The 17,109-nt window shown below is 71.2% G+C and carries 16 protein-coding genes; 9 read left to right on the top strand and 7 right to left on the bottom strand.

What is annotated here, in order from left to right; translation table 11 throughout:
* Positions 1 to 9 precede the first annotated feature (9 nt).
* Positions 10 to 867 (top strand): type I methionyl aminopeptidase, encoded by an 858-nt coding sequence (map, locus tag ABZT02_RS09095; RefSeq protein ID WP_356015776.1) that lies wholly within the window; start codon positions 10 to 12, stop codon positions 865 to 867.
* A gap of 11 nt (positions 868 to 878) precedes the next feature.
* On the opposite strand, the gene ABZT02_RS09090 is transcribed toward map, so the two are convergent.
* Complete coding sequence (locus ABZT02_RS09090; protein WP_356015773.1) at positions 879 to 1,523, bottom strand: PhzF family phenazine biosynthesis protein; 645 nt, start codon at positions 1,521 to 1,523, stop codon at positions 879 to 881.
* Between the two features lie 212 nt (positions 1,524 to 1,735).
* Here ABZT02_RS09090 and efeO point away from each other — a divergent pair, with 212 nt between their 5' ends.
* From efeO to ABZT02_RS09070, 4 genes are read left to right on the top strand one after another with little or no spacing between them, the layout of a single operon-like run.
* Positions 1,736 to 2,881: an iron uptake system protein EfeO gene (gene efeO / locus ABZT02_RS09085; RefSeq protein ID WP_356015772.1), complete on the top strand. Its 1,146-nt coding sequence runs from the start codon at positions 1,736 to 1,738 to the stop codon at positions 2,879 to 2,881.
* Between the two features lie 10 nt (positions 2,882 to 2,891).
* Positions 2,892 to 4,139, top strand: a complete 1,248-nt coding sequence (gene efeB, locus ABZT02_RS09080) for an iron uptake transporter deferrochelatase/peroxidase subunit (protein ID WP_356015771.1) — start codon at positions 2,892 to 2,894, stop codon at positions 4,137 to 4,139.
* A 3-nt stretch (positions 4,140 to 4,142) separates the two neighbouring features.
* A complete protein-coding gene (efeU, locus tag ABZT02_RS09075) occupies positions 4,143 to 5,015 on the top strand; it encodes an iron uptake transporter permease EfeU (protein ID WP_356015769.1) in 873 nt (290 codons plus the stop codon).
* Positions 4,975 to 5,973 carry a hypothetical protein gene (locus tag ABZT02_RS09070; protein WP_356015767.1) on the top strand — a complete coding sequence of 333 codons (999 nt, stop codon included), beginning with the start codon at positions 4,975 to 4,977 and terminating at the stop codon, positions 5,971 to 5,973. Before efeU ends, ABZT02_RS09070 begins: the two co-directional genes overlap by 41 nt.
* Before the next feature lie 19 nt (positions 5,974 to 5,992).
* On the opposite strand, the gene ABZT02_RS09065 is transcribed toward ABZT02_RS09070, so the two are convergent.
* Together ABZT02_RS09065 and ABZT02_RS09060 are read right to left on the bottom strand one after the other, a co-directional pair.
* The gene (locus tag ABZT02_RS09065) at positions 5,993 to 6,730 is read right to left on the bottom strand and encodes a bifunctional DNA primase/polymerase (RefSeq protein ID WP_356015765.1); all 738 of its coding nucleotides are present in this window, start codon (positions 6,728 to 6,730) and stop codon (positions 5,993 to 5,995) included.
* A gap of 122 nt (positions 6,731 to 6,852) precedes the next feature.
* The gene (locus ABZT02_RS09060) at positions 6,853 to 7,482 is read right to left on the bottom strand and encodes a TetR/AcrR family transcriptional regulator (RefSeq protein ID WP_356015763.1); all 630 of its coding nucleotides are present in this window, start codon (positions 7,480 to 7,482) and stop codon (positions 6,853 to 6,855) included.
* A gap of 108 nt (positions 7,483 to 7,590) precedes the next feature.
* Here ABZT02_RS09060 and ABZT02_RS09055 point away from each other — a divergent pair, with 108 nt between their 5' ends.
* Positions 7,591 to 7,785 (top strand): DUF6243 family protein, encoded by a 195-nt coding sequence (locus ABZT02_RS09055; protein ID WP_356015762.1) that lies wholly within the window; start codon positions 7,591 to 7,593, stop codon positions 7,783 to 7,785.
* Positions 7,786 to 7,903: 118 nt separating this feature from the next.
* On the opposite strand, the gene ABZT02_RS09050 is transcribed toward ABZT02_RS09055, so the two are convergent.
* The 3 genes from ABZT02_RS09050 to ABZT02_RS09040 all read right to left on the bottom strand — a co-directional run bounded on the left by ABZT02_RS09050 (position 7,904) and on the right by ABZT02_RS09040 (position 11,614).
* Positions 7,904 to 8,893: a small ribosomal subunit Rsm22 family protein gene (locus ABZT02_RS09050; RefSeq protein ID WP_356015759.1), complete on the bottom strand. Its 990-nt coding sequence runs from the start codon at positions 8,891 to 8,893 to the stop codon at positions 7,904 to 7,906.
* A 259-nt stretch (positions 8,894 to 9,152) separates the two neighbouring features.
* Positions 9,153 to 10,283 carry a serine hydrolase domain-containing protein gene (locus tag ABZT02_RS09045; protein WP_356016322.1) on the bottom strand — a complete coding sequence of 377 codons (1,131 nt, stop codon included), beginning with the start codon at positions 10,281 to 10,283 and terminating at the stop codon, positions 9,153 to 9,155.
* Complete coding sequence (locus tag ABZT02_RS09040) at positions 10,280 to 11,614, bottom strand: multidrug effflux MFS transporter (protein WP_356015757.1); 1,335 nt, start codon at positions 11,612 to 11,614, stop codon at positions 10,280 to 10,282. The genes ABZT02_RS09045 and ABZT02_RS09040 overlap by 4 nt, the downstream gene beginning before the upstream one ends.
* 88 nt (positions 11,615 to 11,702) lie before the next feature.
* On the opposite strand from ABZT02_RS09040, the gene ABZT02_RS09035 reads away from it, so the two are divergent.
* On the top strand, positions 11,703 to 12,725 hold the full coding sequence (locus ABZT02_RS09035) for a Gfo/Idh/MocA family oxidoreductase (protein WP_356015756.1): 1,023 nt from the start codon (positions 11,703 to 11,705) through the stop codon (positions 12,723 to 12,725).
* Here ABZT02_RS09035 and ABZT02_RS09030 read toward each other — a convergent pair.
* A complete protein-coding gene (locus ABZT02_RS09030) occupies positions 12,712 to 14,352 on the bottom strand; it encodes an alkaline phosphatase D family protein (RefSeq protein WP_356015754.1) in 1,641 nt (546 codons plus the stop codon). The genes ABZT02_RS09035 and ABZT02_RS09030 overlap by 14 nt on opposite strands.
* Before the next feature lie 146 nt (positions 14,353 to 14,498).
* On the opposite strand from ABZT02_RS09030, the gene ABZT02_RS09025 reads away from it, so the two are divergent.
* On the top strand, positions 14,499 to 15,278 hold the full coding sequence (locus ABZT02_RS09025) for an SDR family oxidoreductase (RefSeq protein WP_356015752.1): 780 nt from the start codon (positions 14,499 to 14,501) through the stop codon (positions 15,276 to 15,278).
* Between the two features lie 343 nt (positions 15,279 to 15,621).
* Positions 15,622 to 17,091, top strand: coding sequence for an ABC transporter permease (locus ABZT02_RS09020; RefSeq protein WP_356015750.1), 1,470 nt, complete (start codon positions 15,622 to 15,624; stop codon positions 17,089 to 17,091).
* Positions 17,092 to 17,109 lie beyond the last annotated feature (18 nt).

The following is a 17,109-nucleotide window of genomic DNA, read 5'->3' as shown; positions in this document are numbered from 1 at the left end:
CTCGTCCGCATGTCTGGCCAGTCGCTGCTCGTGCCCGGGGAACTGTCCCCCACCCGTTCCGTGCCCGGAAACATCCGTCGCCCCGAGTACGTCGGCAAGCCCGCGCCGACGCCGTACAAGGGTCCGGAGGTGCAGACCCCGGAGACCGTCGAGGCGATGCGGATCGCCGGCCGTATCGCGGCCCGGGCGATGGCGGAGGCCGCGAAGCTGATCGCCCCCGGGGTGACCACCGACGAACTGGACAAGGTGGCGCACGAGTACATGTGCGACCACGGCGCCTACCCGTCGACACTCGGCTACCGGGGTTTCCCCAAGTCCCTGTGCACCAGCCTCAACGAGGTGATCTGCCACGGCATCCCGGACTCCACCGTGCTCCGGGACGGCGACATCATCAACCTCGACGTGACGGCGTACATCGGCGGGGTGCACGGCGACAACAACGCGACGTACCTGGTGGGTGACGTCGACGAGGAGAGCCGCCTGCTGGTCGAGCGGACCCGGGAGTCCCTGGAGCGCGCGATCAAGGCGGTCAGGCCGGGCCGCCAGATCAACATCATCGGCCGGGTCATCGAGTCGTACGCCAGGCGCTTCGGCTACGGCGTCGTCCGCGACTTCACGGGCCACGGCATCAACTCGTCCTTCCACAGCGGCCTGATCATCCCGCACTACGACAGCCCGCACGCGACGACGGTCATCCAGCCCGGCATGACGTTCACGATCGAGCCGATGCTGACGCTCGGGACGCACGAGTACGAGATGTGGGACGACGGCTGGACGGTCGTCACGAAGGACCGCAAGCGGACGGCCCAGTTCGAGCACACCCTGGTGGTGACGGAGACGGGGGCGGAGATCCTGACGCTGCCGTAGCGGGTGGGTGCTCAGCGCTCCAGGAAGACCCGTCCGCCCACCTCGACCCAGCCGCCCGGCTGCGGAGCCGTGAGGATCTGGGAGCCGGCGCCCTGGACGATGTTCAGGGCGCGCCCCAGGGTGTCGGTGAGCTGGAGTGCCGCCGCTCCGGTGGCCTCGTCCTCCTCGACACCGTCGCCCCGGCCGGGAAAGCCACGGGCCCGGACCCGCCCGGCGGCCTCGTCCTCCCAGGCCCAGGCGTAGATCCACTCTCCCGTCGGCGGGACGGCGAGATCGTCCACCTCGGCGGCGGTGCCGTACTGGCGGAACGTCCGCGGCGCCGCCCACTCGGCCCGGGCCTCGATCCAGCTGAACTCCCCGTCGAGCCGGGTGCCGACGACTCCGGCGGGCGTGACGAGCTCGGGCACGTCGAGCAACCAGGCGGCGCCGACGCACGGGTACCCGGCGAACGCCAGCCGCACGGAGGGCGTGTAGATGTCGATGACGCCGCGCTCGGGATCGTCGACGAACACGGTCTCGCTGAACCCGAGTTTCGCGGCGAACGCCTGCCGCTCGTCCCGGTCCGGCATCACGGACCCCTCGCGGACGACGCCCAGCTCGTTGCCGTAGCCGCCGTTCGCCGCACAGAAGACGCGCAGCACGTCGTAGTCAGTCACGGGGGAATTGAAACATCCGCCTCGCAGCACCATGGGACGGGTAAGGGCGCACGCCCCCGGCGCCGAACCTTTGAACTTCCTTTGACCTTCCCTTGGTGTCTGTTTTGAGCCATCCCGCGGTATCACTCAGGTAAGCCTCAGATAAGTTAGGCTAGCCTCACTTACTTTGTGATGCCCGTCACGTGATGTTTCAGCCAGCACCAGGAGCCCGCATGCGAGCCGCCAGACTGTCCGTCGTCACCGCCACCGCCGTGGCGGCCCTGACCGCCGTCACGGGGTGCACGGAGAAGGGAAGCTCCGGCGACAGCGACCGCGTGATCGAGGTGACCGCCACGGACAGCAAGTGCGAGATCTCCAAGAAGGAGTTCCCGGCCGGCCACGTGGAGCTCGCGATCGAGAACAAGGGCTCCAAGGTCACCGAGGTCTACGTCCTGTTCCCGGACGACCGGATCGTCACCGAGCGGGAGAACATCGGCCCGGGCACCAAGCAGAAGGTCACCGCCGAGGTGAAGGCCGGTGCCTACACGATCGCCTGCAAGCCCGGCATGAAGGGCGACGGCATACGCCAGGAGGTCAAGGCCACCGGCGGGACCGCGGCCAAGCGCGACCCGCGTCTGGACGCGGCCGTCGCCTCGTACCGCAAGTACGCCCAGGAGCAGGCCGACGCGACCCTGCCGCTGGCGAAGACCTTCGCCGCCGCGGTCAAGGCCGGTGACCTGGAGGCCGCCAAGAAGGCCTACGCCCCCTCCCGCATCGGCTGGGAGCGCACCGAGCCGGTCGCCGAGTCCTTCGGGGACATCGACCCCAAGGTCGATGTCCGGGCCGACGGCCTGGAGGACGGCCAGAAGTGGACCGGCTGGCACCGCCTGGAGAAGTCCCTCTGGCAGGACAAGAAGATCACCGCCGAGGACAAGGCCCTCGCCGACCAGCTGATCACCGACCTCACCGACTGGCAGAACCGGGTCGGCAAGGCGGACATCACCCCGACCTCGATGGCCAACGGCGCCAAGGAGCTCCTCGACGAGGTCGCCACCGGCAAGGTCACCGGCGAGGAGGAGCGCTACTCGCACACCGACCTCGTCGACTTCAAGGCCAACGTCGAAGGCGCCGAGAAGTCGTACGAACTGCTGAAGCCGGTCGCCAAGGAGAACAACGCCGCCCTGGTCACCGAGCTCGACAAGCAGTTCGCGGCGATCGACGCGCTGCTGGACAAGTACCGCGCCGACAAGTCGTCCTACGACTTCACCTCGTACGACAAGGTCGGCGACGCCGATCGCAAGCAGCTGTCGGACGGTGTGAACGCGCTCGCGGAACCGCTGTCCAAGCTCGCCGCCGCCGTCGTCACCAAGTCCGCCTGAGGCGGGGGCCATGACGGACACGGAAAACACCACGGCTCCCTCGCGCCGCGCGCTCATCGGGTGGGGCGGGGCCGGGCTCGCGCTCGGTGCCGCCGCGGCCGGTGGCACGGTCGCCATGACCCGCACCGGGGACGACATCACCCCGACCGCCGCCGACGCGGGTGCCGCCGTGGAGTTCCACGGCACCCACCAGGCCGGCATCGCCACGCCCGTGCAGGACCGGCTGCACTTCGCCGCGTTCGACGTGACGACCGACGACCGCGCCGAGTTCGTGCAGATGCTCAAGGACTGGACGGCGGCCGCCCGGCGGATGACCGCGGGCAAGGCGGTCGGTGAGGGGGCGTACGGCGGCCTCGCCGAGGCCCCGCCGGACGACACCGGGGAGGCGCTCGGGCTCAAGCCGTCGCGGCTGACGCTGACGATCGGCTTCGGCCCCTCCCTCTTCACGAAGTTCGACCTGGCCGGCCGGCGGCCCGAGGCGCTCGTCGACCTCCCCCAGTTCGCCGGGGACAACCTCGACAAGAACCGCAGCGGCGGCGACCTGTGCATCCAGGCCTGCGCGGACGACCCGCAGGTCGCCGTGCACGCGATCCGCAACCTCGCCCGGATCGGCTTCGGCAAGGTCGTCATCAGGTGGTCGCAGCTCGGCTTCGGCAAGACGTCCTCGACCACGCCCGACGCGCAGACCCCGCGCAACCTGATGGGCTTCAAGGACGGCACCCGCAACATCGCGGGCACGGAGACGGACCGGCTGAAGAAGTTCGTGTGGGCGGACGGCAAGGACGCGGACTGGATGGCCGGCGGCTCCTACCTCGTCGCCCGCCGCATCCGCATGCACATCGAGACCTGGGACCGCACCTCCCTGCAGGAACAGGAGGACGTCTTCGGCCGCGACAAGGGCGAGGGCGCCCCGGTCGGCAAGGCGAAGGAGCGCGACAAGCCGTTCCTGCCGGCGATGAAGCCCGACGCGCACGTGCGGCTCGCGCACCCCGACTCCAACGGCGGGGCGACGATCCTGCGTCGCGGCTACTCCTTCACCGACGGCACGGACGGCCTCGGCCGGCTGGACGCGGGCCTGTTCTTCCTCGCGTACCAGAAGGACGTCCGCGAGGGCTTCATCCGCATCCAGCGCCATCTGTCCACCGACGCGCTCAACGAGTACATCCAGCACGTGGGTTCAGCGGTCTTCGCCGTCCCGCCCGGCGTCCGTGACCAGGACGACTGGTGGGGCAGCACGCTGTTCTCCAAGGAGGCCTGACCCGTGTTCTCCAACTACCTGATCGGTCTGCGCGAGGGCCTGGAAGCCAGCCTGGTCGTCTGCATCCTCATCGCCTACCTGGTGAAGACGGGCCGCCGGGACGCCCTGCGGCCCATCTGGATCGGCATCGGCGTCGCGGTGGCGCTCGCCCTCGGCTTCGGGTGCGCGCTCGAATTCGGCTCCCAGGAGCTGACGTTCGAGGCGCAGGAGGCCCTCGGCGGCTCCCTGTCGGTCATCGCGGTCGGCCTGGTGACGTGGATGGTCTTCTGGATGCGGCGCACCGCCCGGCACCTGAAGTCCGAGCTGCACGGCAAGCTGGACGCCGCCTTGCAGATGGGCACCGGCGCCCTGGTCGCCACCGCGTTCCTCGCCGTCGGCAGGGAAGGCCTGGAGACCTCCCTGTTCGTGTGGACGTCCGTGCACGCGGCCGGCGACGGCACCCCGCGCCCGCTGCTCGGCGCGGCCCTCGGTATCGCCACAGCGGTCTTCCTGGGCTGGCTGTTCTACCGCGGCGCCCTGCGCATCAACCTGGCCACGTTCTTCACCTGGACCGGCGGCATGCTGGTCGTCGTGGCCGCGGGTGTGCTGGCGTACGGCTTCCACGACCTGCAGGAGGCCAACTGGCTGCCCGGCCTGACCGACCGGGCCTTCGACATCAGCGACACCATCCCGCCGGACAGCTGGTACGGCACGCTCCTCAAGGGCGTGTTCAACTTCCAGCCGGACCCGACCGTCCTTCAGGTCACGGTGTGGCTGCTGTACTTGATCCCGACGCTCGCGCTCTTCCTCGCCCCGGTAGGGTTCGCCTCCGGGAAGGGGAAGGTGAAGGCACCTGATGAGCAGGGATCGCGGCCCTCGAAGGCTCCGCAGGCTTGACCGGAGCGCACTGATAGCAGCCTGTGTGACCGCTTTGTCGTTGACGGCGAGCGGATGCATGGTGGTGCACGGCGAGCGGGAGGTGCTTCCCGCGACCACGAAGGCGGAGGCCGCCAAGGCGCTCCAGCAGTTCACGAACGCGTACAACGCGGCGGACAAGGCGTACGACAGCTCGCTGGACGCCGCCCATGTCACGGGTGCGCTCGGCGCCATCGACGCGGCGCGGCTGAAGGCCGGCAAGGTCAACAGCCCGAGCGGCAACGCCACGCACACGCCGCTGAAGCTGTCGGACGTGACGTACACCATCCCGAAGAAGGCGGGCTGGCCGCGCTGGTTCGTCGCCGACGCGGCCGGAAACAAGGGCGGCACCGCGCGCTGGCTGCTCGTGTTCACCCGCGACGGCATGGACGAGCCGTTCCAGGTGTCGTATCTGACGCTGGTGGCCCGGGGCCAGGTGCCGGAGTTCAAGAAGGACGCGGACGGCTGGGCCGAGACCGTGCCGGTGAACTCGGCCGAACTGGCCGTCCCGCCCGGCGAGCTGGGCCAGGAGTACGCCACCTACCTCAAGAGCGGCGGCGACACCTTCGCGGACGGCGCGTACACCAGCACCTGGCGGGCGGCGCGGAAGAAGGACGGCAAACGGCCGGGTCTGGTCACCCAGTACATCGACGAACCGATGACGAACGGCGACTACGCGCCGCTGGCCCTGCGGACGGCGGACGGCGGGGCGCTGGTGTTCTTCGCCACGCATCTCTTCACGAAGCAGACGGCCGCCCCGGGCACCTCGATCTCCACCACCGACGACGTGCGGGCCCTGACGACCGGCGAGATCAAGCAGTCCCTGACGATGGAGATCGTCTCCAACTCGGTGGCCGTGGACCCGTCGAAGGGTTCGGGCGACCAGAAGGTCTCCGTGCTCGGCCGGATCCAGGGCCTGACGTCCGCGAAGGGCTCGTAGCGGCCCGGAGGCCGGGCCGCTACCGGCGCAGGGGCCAGGCCGCGTTCGTGTGGTCCGGCTCCTCGCGCTCGTGGCGGGCGCTGGCGTCGGTGAGGACTTCCAGCAGGGTCAGCGGGTCGGGCAGCGGGTGTTCGAGGCCGCGGACCCAGTGCACGGACTGGTCGCCGGGCAGCCGGGCGGGCGGTACGAGGACGTAGGAGCCGCGGCAGTGCCAGCGCAGGCCGGGGCGTTCGTCCGCCGTCTCGGGGTGGCAGTCCAGTTCGCACGGCCACCACTCGTCCTCGTCCTCGGGGGTGCCGCGGGTGAGGGTGAAGAAGAGGAGCCGCCCGTCGTCGCTCTCGGCGACCGGGCCCACGTCGATGCCGGCGTCCAGGAGCCGCTCCAGGGCCTCCCGGCCGGCCTCCAGGGGTACGTCGAGGACGTCGTGGACCAGGCCGGTCGCGGTGATGAAGTTGGCCTGCGGCTGGTGTCGGGCCCAGCGCTCGATCTGCGCGCGGTCGGTGGTCGACTGGGTCTGCCAGGCGAAGGAGACGGGATGACGGGCGGGCGTGGGACAGCCGACCCGATCGCAGGAACAGCGGTATCCGGGGGCGGGATGCGCGGCGGGCGCGAGCGGGAGTCCCGCTGAGGCGGCGGCCAGCAGCAGGGCCTCACGGCCGCCCTCGTCCCCGGCGGCGGTCTCCTTCGGCCGGCGTCCGCGCAGCCACTGGGTGAGTTTGCCCTGCAGGCCGTTCCGGCCTCCCGACTCCGCGCTCATCTACCACCCTCGCCTCGCTGTCGTGCAAAACAGCATGCCTCATGGTCCCACCTTCCTCTGCTTCGGGGGGCCCTGAGCGGATATGAGGGGTGGGGAACCAGTGCGCGATGACCGCGTACGGCTCAGCGGGGTGCGATGCCGTGGAGGGCGTAGTCGACGAGGGTGTCGGTGTAGTCGTAGCCGATCGGGCCGGTGTACTGCAGCCAGCGCTGGGCGAGGGGGGAGACCCAGAGTTCGAGGGCGATGCGCGGGTCGATCTCGGGGCGCACCTGGCCGGCCTGCTGGGCGGCGCGCACCCGGTCGACGTACAGCTGGAGCGAGGGTTCGAGGAGCTTGGTCATGAAGGCCCGGCCGACCTCCTCGTTGACGACGCCCTCGGCTGCCAGGGCGCGGGAGGGGGCCTCGAAGCGGGGGTCCTTGAGCTGGTCGACGGTGAGCCGCAGTACGGCCTTGAGGTCGGCGGCGAGGTCACCGGTGTCCGGAATGGCGTACGCGCCCTCGGGACCGGCCTCGTGTGCCGCCTGCTCGCTCAGGTCGAGGAACGCCTCCATCAGCACCTCCGCCTTCGACGACCACCAGCGGTAGATCGTCTGCTTGCCGACACCGGCACGGGCGGCGATGCCCTCGATCGTGGTCTTCGGGTAGCCGACCTCGGCGACGAGGTCGAGGGCGGCGTCGTAGATGGCGCGGCGGGACCTCTCGCTACGACGGGTGGTGTCGGGGGCGGGCTGTTTGGAGCTCTGGGTGGCCATGGGGCGAACCTACCAGGTTGACAAGACGGTGCGTCTCGCTGGAGAGTGAGTGACGTCAGGCGAGACGATACGTCTCGTTCAGTGCTGACGGAGCGAAAGGGGCAGGTCATGGCACGAGGTGGAACGGGCGGCATGCTCGGAGTCGGCGGCACCCGCAGCAACATCGGCCGCAAGGCCCTGCGCGGCGGCAACCGCGACGGCCGGATCGGCGGCGCGCGCGACCCGCAGGCCCACAAGCGGGAGCTGGTGCGGAAACTCCAGGAGAAGCGGGAAGCGGACGCGGCGGGGGAACCACAGGCTTGACCGGCGGCCGCCGCGGATCGGAGCTCGGGCCTGTCGTTCGGATCGGGTCGGCTGTGAGGAACGGCGCGTCCTGGTCAACCCAGACCCCGCGACACCGAGCTGAACCGAACGACAGGTCCTAGCGGTCCGCCGGGGGCCAGGGGTTGCCCCACGCCGTGTCCCGCGCCGCCCGGTACAGGTCGCCGTGGCGCTTGGTGACCGTGCGGCGGGTCAGCCGCTCGTCGGGCTCGCAGAGGTCGAGGAGGACCTGGCCCTTGCGGATCTGGGGGCGCCGGATCACCCGGGCGGTCGCCGGGGTGGCGGGGAGGCGGGTCGCGGCGACGTAGCTGAACTTCTCGTCCTCGTACGGCAGCGAGCCGCCCTTGACCTGGCGGTGCAGGGAGGAACGGCTGACCCGCGCCGAGAAGTGGCACCAGTCCTCGCCGGGGACGATCGGGCAGGCGGCGCTGTGCGGACAGGGCGCGGCGACACGGAAGCCGGCGGCGATCAGGCGGTCGCGGGCCTCGATGACGCGGGCGTACCCGGCGGGGGTGCCGGCCTCGACGATCACGACCGCCCGGGCCGAGGCCGCCGCGGTGTCCACGAGGGCGGTGCGGTCGTCGGGGGTGAGTTCGTTGAGGACGTACGAGACGGTCACCAGGTCCGTGGCGGGCAGGGTGAGGTCCTTGCCGATCCGGGCGCGCTGCCAGTGGGCGTCGCGCAGGGCCGGGTTGGCGGTGGCGATCTCGCGGCCGAGGGCGAGCGCGGGGTCGGACCAGTCGAGGACGGTGACCGCCCGGTCGCCGGGCCAGGTGGCGGTGACGGCCCAGGTCGCGGCACCGGTGCCGCCGCCGACGTCGGTGTGGTCGGCGGGGGTCCAGTCGGGGACGGCCTCGGCGAGTGCCTCCAGGGCCGCGTGGACGGCCTCGAAGGTGGCGGGCATGCGGTAGGCGGCGTAGGCGGCTACGTCCGCGCGGTCGCGGAGGATGGGGGCGTCCGTGGGGGTGGTTCCGCGGTAGTTGGCGATCAGGCGGTCCACGGCCTGGGCGGCCTGCTTGGGCGGGAGGCCGTCGAGGAGGGTGGCGAGGGTGCTGCGAAGGGTCTCGGCCGAGGGTGCGGGGGCGGTCACCCGGTGATTCTAGAGGGGGGCGGTGGGGGGCTGGGATTCGCGGTGTGGGGGCTGGGGCCTCGCGGGTTCTCGCCCCCGCCGCCCCTACCCGTCCCGTCCCGTCCCCAGACGTGCCGCCCCTTCGACCCGCCCGGGGGCTGGGCCCCCGGACCCGTCGGTCCTTGAGGGGCCTCGTACTAGAACTCCGCCAGAGGGGGCACTCTCAGACGGGCTGAGACGGCCTGGACCGGTGTGGAGAGCGAAGCCCCTCACGCCGCCCTCACGCCCCCCTCACCGCCCGAGCCACCCTCGTCGCCATCTCCGCCCGCGGCCGGTTGTCCGGTGGGCGTCTTCTCGGATGCACCGTGTTGGCCAGCAGGACGACGAAGGTGTCCGTCGCCGGGTCCAGGACCAGCGACGTGCCCGTGAAGCCCGTGTGGCCCGCCGCTCCCCGCCCCGCCAGCTCCCCCATGAACCACTTCTGGTCGATGGCGAACCCCAGCCCCGGCGGAGTCAGCAGCAGCTCCACGAAGTCCGGGCCGAGGATGCGGGCGGGGCCGTACGCGCCGCCCGCCAGCAGCGCCCGGCAGAAGATCGCGAGGTCGCGGGCGGTCGAGAAGAGGCCCGCGTGGCCCGCCACCCCGCCCAGCGACCACGCGTTCTCGTCGTGGACCACGCCCCGCAGCATCCCCCGGTCCGCCTTGGCCCACGGGCGGCGCTGGTCCTCCGTGGCCGCTGCCTCCGGGCAGGGGCCGAAGCGGGTGGACGTCATGCCGAGGGGGCGGGTGATGCCCTCGTAGAAGAGGACGTCGAGAGGGCGGCCGGTGATGCGTTCCAGGACGTGCTGGAGGAGGAGCGGGTTGAGGTCGGAGTAGGTGTAGGTGCCGGGGACTCCGACGGGCGGCTCGGCGCGCAGGAGGTTCAGGCGGTCCTCGTGGTCGTCGCAGTCGTGGAGCGGGAGTTCGGGGCGCAGTCCCGAGGTGTGGGTGAGCAGTTCGCGGACGGTGATCCCGTGCGTCGCGGCCGCCGTGAAGTCCGGCAGGTACGCGCCCACCCGCGCGTCGATGCCCAGCGTGCCGCGCTCGATCTGCTGCACCGCCGCCACGGCCGTGAACAGCTTGGTGAGGGACGCGAGGTCGAAGGGGGTGTCCACCCGGGCGGGGACACGTGCCTCGGGGGGCAGTTCCACGCCCGCGTCGGCTTCGGGGTCGTAGGTCGCGTAGCGGACGGCCCAGCCCGACGCCTCCTCCACGGCGATCACCGGGCCGCGCCCCGCGACCAGGACGGCGCCCGGGGTCCAGGGGCGTTCGCCGGTGGTGAGGACGCGGAAATCCCGGACGAGCCGTCGGAGTTCCTCGGGGTCGAGCCCGGCTCGTTCCGGTGTGTCGGTGCGCAGTCTCGGTGCGCTCAGTGCTCCTCCCCCGTTCTCGAATCCGCTCGCACGGGGAAACCCCCATCCTCCGCAGTCGCACGCTTGTTCCAAGGACGGCACATTGCCATGAAACACAGGAGCGCTACCAGTGCAGCCGCCAGTTGGACGACCGCCATCGGGACGGCCGTGTCCTCTCCGGCCATCCCGACCAGTGGGGAGGCGATGGCGCCGATCAGGAAGGAGGACGTGCCGAGCAGGGCGGACGCGGAACCGGCGGAGTGCTTGGTGCGCAGGAGGGCGAGGGACTGGGCGTTGGGCAAGGTGACACCCATCGCGGACATCAGGACGAAGAGGCCGGCGGCGACGGGGAACAGGCCCACCTCGCCGAAGACCCCGGTCGTCATCAGCAGCAGGGCCGCGGCCGCCGCCGTCACGGTGAGCAGGCCAACGCCCAGGACCCGGTCCAGGCCGACCCGGCCCACCAGCACCTTGCCGTTGATCTGGCCGACCACGACAAGGCCGACCGAGTTGACGCCGAACAGCAGGCTGAAGGTCTGCGGGGAGGCGCCGTAGATCTCCTGGACCACGAACGGGGACGCCGAGATGTAGGCGAACAGCGCGGCGAAGGCGAAGCCGCCGGTGAGCATGTAGCCGGTGAAGGGCAGGTCGGCGAGGAGGCGGCGCATGGAGTGCAGGGCGTCGACGACGCCTCCGGTGTGCCGCTCGGCCGACGGGAGGGTCTCGGGCAGCCTCGCCCACACCAGGCCCGCGAGCAGCGCCCCGATGACCGTCAGGACCACGAACACGCCCCGCCAGTCCGTCACCCGCAGGATCTGCCCGCCGATCAGCGGCGCCACGATCGGCGCGACCCCGCCGATCAGCATGAGAGTGGAGAAGAACCGGGCCATCGCCACGCCGTCGTACAGGTCCCGGACCACGGCCCGGGCGATCACTATGCCCGCGGCGCCCGCGAGGCCCTGGAGCAGCCGGAAGCCGACCAGGAACTCCACGGTCGGCGCGACGGCACACAGCGCGGTGGCGACGACGTACACGAGGAGACCGGCGAGCAGCGGGCGCCTGCGGCCCCAGCGGTCGCTCATCGGGCCGACCACCAGTTGCCCGAGCGCCATGCCCAGCAGACAGGCGGTGAGGGTGAGCTGGACCGTGGCGGCGGGCGCGTGCAGGGAGTCGGTGACCTCCGGCAGCGACGGCAGGTACATGTCCATCGCGAGCGGGGGCGTGGCGGTCAGGCCGCCGAGGAGCAGGGTGACCAGCAGACCGGTGCGGCGCACGGCGAGGGCGGGCGGGTCCGCGCCCGGTGCGGCCGCCTGCTGCTCCAGGCGCGGTGTCGGTGCCCCCTGCTCGGGCATGTGCCCCTCCCTCTCCGATTGATCCGCCACCTATGCTCTCAGCTCGTACAGGGTGGCGACGGTCAGGTGAGCGAGGGTGGAGCCGGGAATGACGGAGCAGAAGGTGCGCTGGGGGATTCTGGCGACGGGCGGGATCGCGGCGGCGTTCGCCGCGGACCTGGTGGATCTGCCGGACGCGGAGGTGGTCGCGGTGGCCTCGCGGTCCGAGGCCTCGGCGAAGGCGTTCGCGGAACGGTTCGGGATCGAGCGGGCGTACGGCGACTGGGGCGCCCTGGCCGAGGACACGGACATCGATGTCGTGTACGTCGCCACTCCGCACGCGGCGCATCGCGCGGCGGCCGGGCTGTGCCTGGAGGCCGGGCGCAATGTCCTGTGCGAGAAGGCGTTCACGCTGAACACGCGGGAGGCCGAGGAACTGGTCCGGCTCGCGAAGGACCACGGGCGCTTCCTCATGGAGGCCATGTGGATGTACTGCAACCCGATGGTCCGGCGGCTCAAGGCCCTCGTCGACGACGGCGCGATCGGCGAGGTGCGCACCGTGCAGGCCGACTTCGGGCTCGCCGGCCCCTTCCCGCCCTCGCACCGGCTGCGGGACCCGGCGCAGGGCGGGGGCGCTCTGCTCGACCTCGGGGTGTATCCGGTGTCGTTCGCGCAGTTGCTGCTCGGGGAGCCCTCGGACGTCACGGCGAAGGCGGTGCTCTCCGAGGAGGGCGTGGACCTCCAGACGGGCGCGCTGCTCTCCTGGGACGGCGGGGCGCTCGCGTCCCTGCACTGCTCGCTGACCGGCGGCACGGCCACGATCGCGTCGGTCACCGGCTCGCTGGGCCGGATCGACATCCCCGACGGCTTCTTCCACCCGGACCGTTTCGTCCTGCACCGCGACGGCCGGGACCCCGAGGAGTTCGTCGCCGACCCGGCCGACGGGCCCCGCAACAGCCTCAAGCACGAGGCCCGCGAGGTGATGCGCGCGCTGCGGGCCGGTGAGACGGAGTCCTCACTGGTGCCGCTGGAGGGCACGCTCGCGGTGATGCGGACGCTGGACGCGATCCGTGACCGCGTAGGCGTCCGCTATCCCGGCGAGGTCGGCGAGACGGAACTCACGTCGGCGTGAGCCCCTGGTTCCCCACCTCCGTCACGAAGGACGCGGCCGTGGCGATCGGCGCCCCGGGCCTGGTCACGTACGGCACGCTCCTGAAGTCGGCCCGGGCCCGCTCGCGGCCCAGCTCGACGGTCACGTAGCCGCGCAGCCCGTTGTAGAACTTCATGTGCGGGTTGGCCCGGGTGTACGTGTCCCAGGTGGAGGGCTTGTCGGCGCCGTCCCGGCCGCTGGAGATCGACGATCCGACGATCTCGGTGCCGAGGGTGCGGGAGGCCGGGTCGTCGAAGTCGTCCTTGATGTCGTAGGCGTACGCGACGTGCACGTCACCGGTGAGGACCATCAGGTTGTCGATGCCGGCCGCCTTCGCCCCGTCGAGGATCCGGCGGCGGGAGGCCCGGTAGCCGTCCCAGGCGTCCATCGACAGCCGGGCCGGGTCCGTGAGGTCGAGCTTGCGCTGCGAGAAGTTCACCTGCTGCGGTACGACGTTCCACAGGGCCCGTGACGTGCGCCAGCCGTCGAGCAGCCACCGCTCCTGGGTCTCGCCGGTCATGGTGCGCGCCGGGTCGTCGATCTCGGGGCCCGGCAGGTCGAGGCCGTCGCCGTAGGCCTGGTCGGAGCGGTACTGGCGGGTGTCGAGGACGTCGAACCGGGCGAGCCGGCCCCAGTGCAGGCGCCGGTACAGCCGCATGTCCGGGCCGGCGGGCCGCTGCGGGCGGCGCAGCGGCTGGTTCTCCCAGTAGGCGCGGTAGGCGGCGGCGCGGCGGAGCAGGAACTCCTCGGGCGGCACGTCGTTCTCGGGGATGTCGTCGGCGTAGTTGTTCTCGGTCTCGTGGTCGTCCCAGGTGACCACGAAGGGGTGTGCGGCGTGCGCGGCCATCAGGTCCGGGTCGGACTTGTAGAGGGCGTAGCGCAGGCGGTAGTCCTCCAGGGTGACCGTCTCGCGGTTGAAGACCGCCGGGAGTGTGCGGTCGGTGTAGTTGCGGTATCCGCCCACCGAGTTGACGGCGTACTCGTAGAGGTAGTCCCCGAGGTGGAAGACCATGTCGACGTCCTCGGCGGCGAGATGGCCGTACGGGGTGAAGTAGCCGTCGGTGTACGCCTGGCAGGAGACCGCGGCGAAGGTGAGAGCCGCGGCGCGGCTGCCGGGGGCCGGTGCGGTGCGGGTGCGGCCGGTGGGGCTGATCCACCTGCCCACCCGGAAGCGGTAGTAGAAGAAGCGGTCGGCGTCGAGGTGCCCGACCTCGGCGTGCACGGTGTGGTGGAACTCGGGGTGCGCGACGGCCGTGCCGCGTCTGGCGATCCGGCGGAATCCCTCGTCGTGCGCCAGCTCCCAGTGAACCAGGACGCGTTCGGCCGGGAGGCCGCCGTCCGACTGGAAGGGGACCGGGGCGAGGCGGGTCCACAGGAGCACGGAGTCGGACTGCGGATCGCCGGAGGCGATGCCGAGGGTGAAGGGGTTCTCGGTGATCTTCGCGGCGTCGAGTTCGGCGGCGCTCGCCGTGCCGGCGGCGGGCAGGTTCACGGAGAAGGCGAGCGCGGCGGCGGCGCCGGTGACCGTCAGGAAGCGGCGGCGGCCCATGTGCCGTGCGGCGGCGCGCAGTTCGGGGGCGTGTTGTGACGGGCGGGTGTCGAGTGTCATCCGGTCCTCCCCTGACTGATGGATGCAGGAGCCAATTGGAGTGGCCGGGGACAACGGCTGCTTGACACGTACACAACACTCAGATGGCGGACGGATGAGTTCCGCATGACGGACCCCGCTCGAGCCCTCCCGTACGCTGCGGGACCATGAACGCCATGCGAACTGCGCAACATTCGAGGATCGCGGTGGTGACCGGCGCGGGCTCCGGCATCGGCCGCGCGGTGGCCGTGGAGTTGCTGCGCGCGGGCTGGTCGGTCGCCCTGGCAGGCCGGCGGACACAGGCGCTGGAGGGGACGGCGGCGCTGGCTCCCGAAGGCACCGGGGGCACCTCGATCGCCGTACGCACCGACGTGTCACGGCCCGACGACGTGACCGCGCTGTTCGCCGCCGCCGTGGAGCGGTTCGGGCGGGTGGATCTGCTGTTCAACAACGCGGGGACGTTCGGGCCCGGCGGGGTGCCGGTGGAGGAGCTGCCGTACGAGGCGTGGCGGCACGTGGTGGACACCAACCTCAACGGGGCGTTCCTGTGCGCGCAGGCGGCGTACCGGCAGATGAAGGAGCAGGACCCGCGGGGCGGCCGGATCATCAACAACGGCTCGATCTCGGCGCACACGCCCCGGCCGCACTCCGTCGCCTACACCGCGACCAAGCACGCGCTGACCGGCCTCACCAAGTCGCTCTCGCTGGACGGGCGACCGTACGGCATCGCGGTGGGGCAGATCGACATCGGGAACGCGGCGACCGACATGACCGCGAGCATGGGGGCCGGGGTCTTGCAGGCCAACGGTGAGGTCGTGCCGGAGCCCGTGATGGACGTGGCCGACGTGGCGCGCACGGTGCGGCACATGGCGGAGCTGCCGCTGGAGGCGAACGTGCAGTTCGCGACGGTACTCGCGACGGCGATGCCATATGTGGGACGTGGCTGAGCAGCCGATTTCCACAAACGGAATATCTGCTTCCACCCCGCCGCGACCGGTTGGCGGCTTATGCTCATCACGCGTCCTCCACAAGAGCTTCACACTTGAGGGGTGGCGTTCCGTCGACCTCACCCGAGGGGGGAGCGCGGCGGCCGTCCATGGACCGGATGGGGGTGGATCTCGCGTGGGACCGCGAGGTACGCACCGGTCCGTGGACGGCCGCCGCGCACATTCTCAGCTCGCGCACATCCCTTCCCAGCCTGCGCACATCCCTTCCTCACGGCCCCGCAATCCTTCGTCCCTACCTTGAGGGCGCGCCCACAGCGGGCGCCAAGAACCTTCGAGGAACGGGATGTTTGGCATCTATCTCAAGCGCGAGCTGGGCCGGCGCAAGAAGGCGGCCCTGGTCATCGCTCTGGGTCTGGCGCTCGGTATCGCGCTGGTCATCACCGTCAACTCGGTGTCGGCCGGCATGACTCAGGCTCAGGACAAGGTCCTGAAGTCGCTGTACGGCCTCGGCACCGACATGACCGTCACCAAGACCAGGACGGCCCCCACGTCCGGGAGTTCGGGCAGACCGAACTTCCAGTTCGACGCCGGCTCCAACGACAGCGACACCACGCAGAGTTCCGACCGCGTGATGACCCAGGGCGGTCAGGCCCTGGCGTCCAGTGTGGTCACGAAGGTCGCCCGGCAGAAGGGCGTGGCGAGCGCGGTGGGCGCGCTGACCCTGAACGTCACCAAGGTCGACGGCTCGTTCACCCAGGGCAAGGCGCAGAGTTCCGGTGGAAACACCGGGAACAGCGGCCAGGGCGGCCCGGCCGGCGGCTCCGGCGGCAACAGCACCGCCGCTCCCCAGGTCCAGGGCGGCGGCGCCGACTTCGACGTGAACTCCTACTCCGTCGCCGGCGTCGACGTCACCGACCAGACGCTCGGCCCGCTGGCCGGTTCGAAGATCACCACCGGCAGGACGTTCACGGCCGCGCAGACCGACGCGAAGGTCGCCGTCGTCAGCACGTCGTACGCCAAGGAGAACTCCCTCAAGGTCGGCAAGACCCTGAAGATCTCCGGCACCACGTACACGGTCATCGGCATCGCGACGCCCGACAGCAGCGAATCCACCACCGACGTCTACCTGCCGCTCAAGCAGGCCCAGACGCTGGCCGACGCCAAGAACCAGGTCACCACGATCTACGTCAAGGCGACCGACTCCCAGCAGATCGACTCCGTCAAGGCGGCGATCCAGAAGAACGTCTCCGGTACGACCGTCACGACCTCCGCCGACCTCGCGGAGACCGTCTCCGGGTCACTGTCCACCGCCTCCAACCTGGCGACCAGCGTCGGCAAGTGGCTCTCCGTCGCCGTGCTCGCCGCCGCGTTCCTGGTGGCCGCGCTGCTGACCTCCTCGGCGGTCTCGCGCCGGGTACGGGAGTTCGGCACCCTGAAGGCGCTCGGCTGGCCGAGTCGCCGGGTCACCCGGCAGGTCGTCGGCGAGTCGATCGTGAACGGCCTGCTCGGCGGCGCCCTCGGCATCGGCCTGGGCCTCGCGGCCGCGTACACGGTGACCATGATCAGCCCCAAGCTGACCGCGCAGCTCGGCAGCACCGGTGGCGGTGGCGGCGCGGGCGGCCCGGGTGGTGGCGGCCCCGGCGGGCAGGCCACCCGGAACACCATGGAGATCGCACTGTCGGCGCCGGTCTCGCTGACCACCATCGCGCTCGCCGTGGGCCTCGCGGTGACCGGCGGGCTGATCGCCGGGGCGATGGGCGGGTGGCGGGCCTCCCGGATGCGGCCGGCGGACGCGCTGCGCAGCGTGTCCTGACCCTCCCCCTCGAGCCGG

This window comes from Streptomyces sp. NPDC005402 (genome assembly GCF_040606575.1).
Lineage (GTDB): Bacteria > Actinomycetota > Actinomycetes > Streptomycetales > Streptomycetaceae > Streptomyces.
This window is presented reverse-complemented; position numbering and strand designations above follow the sequence as displayed.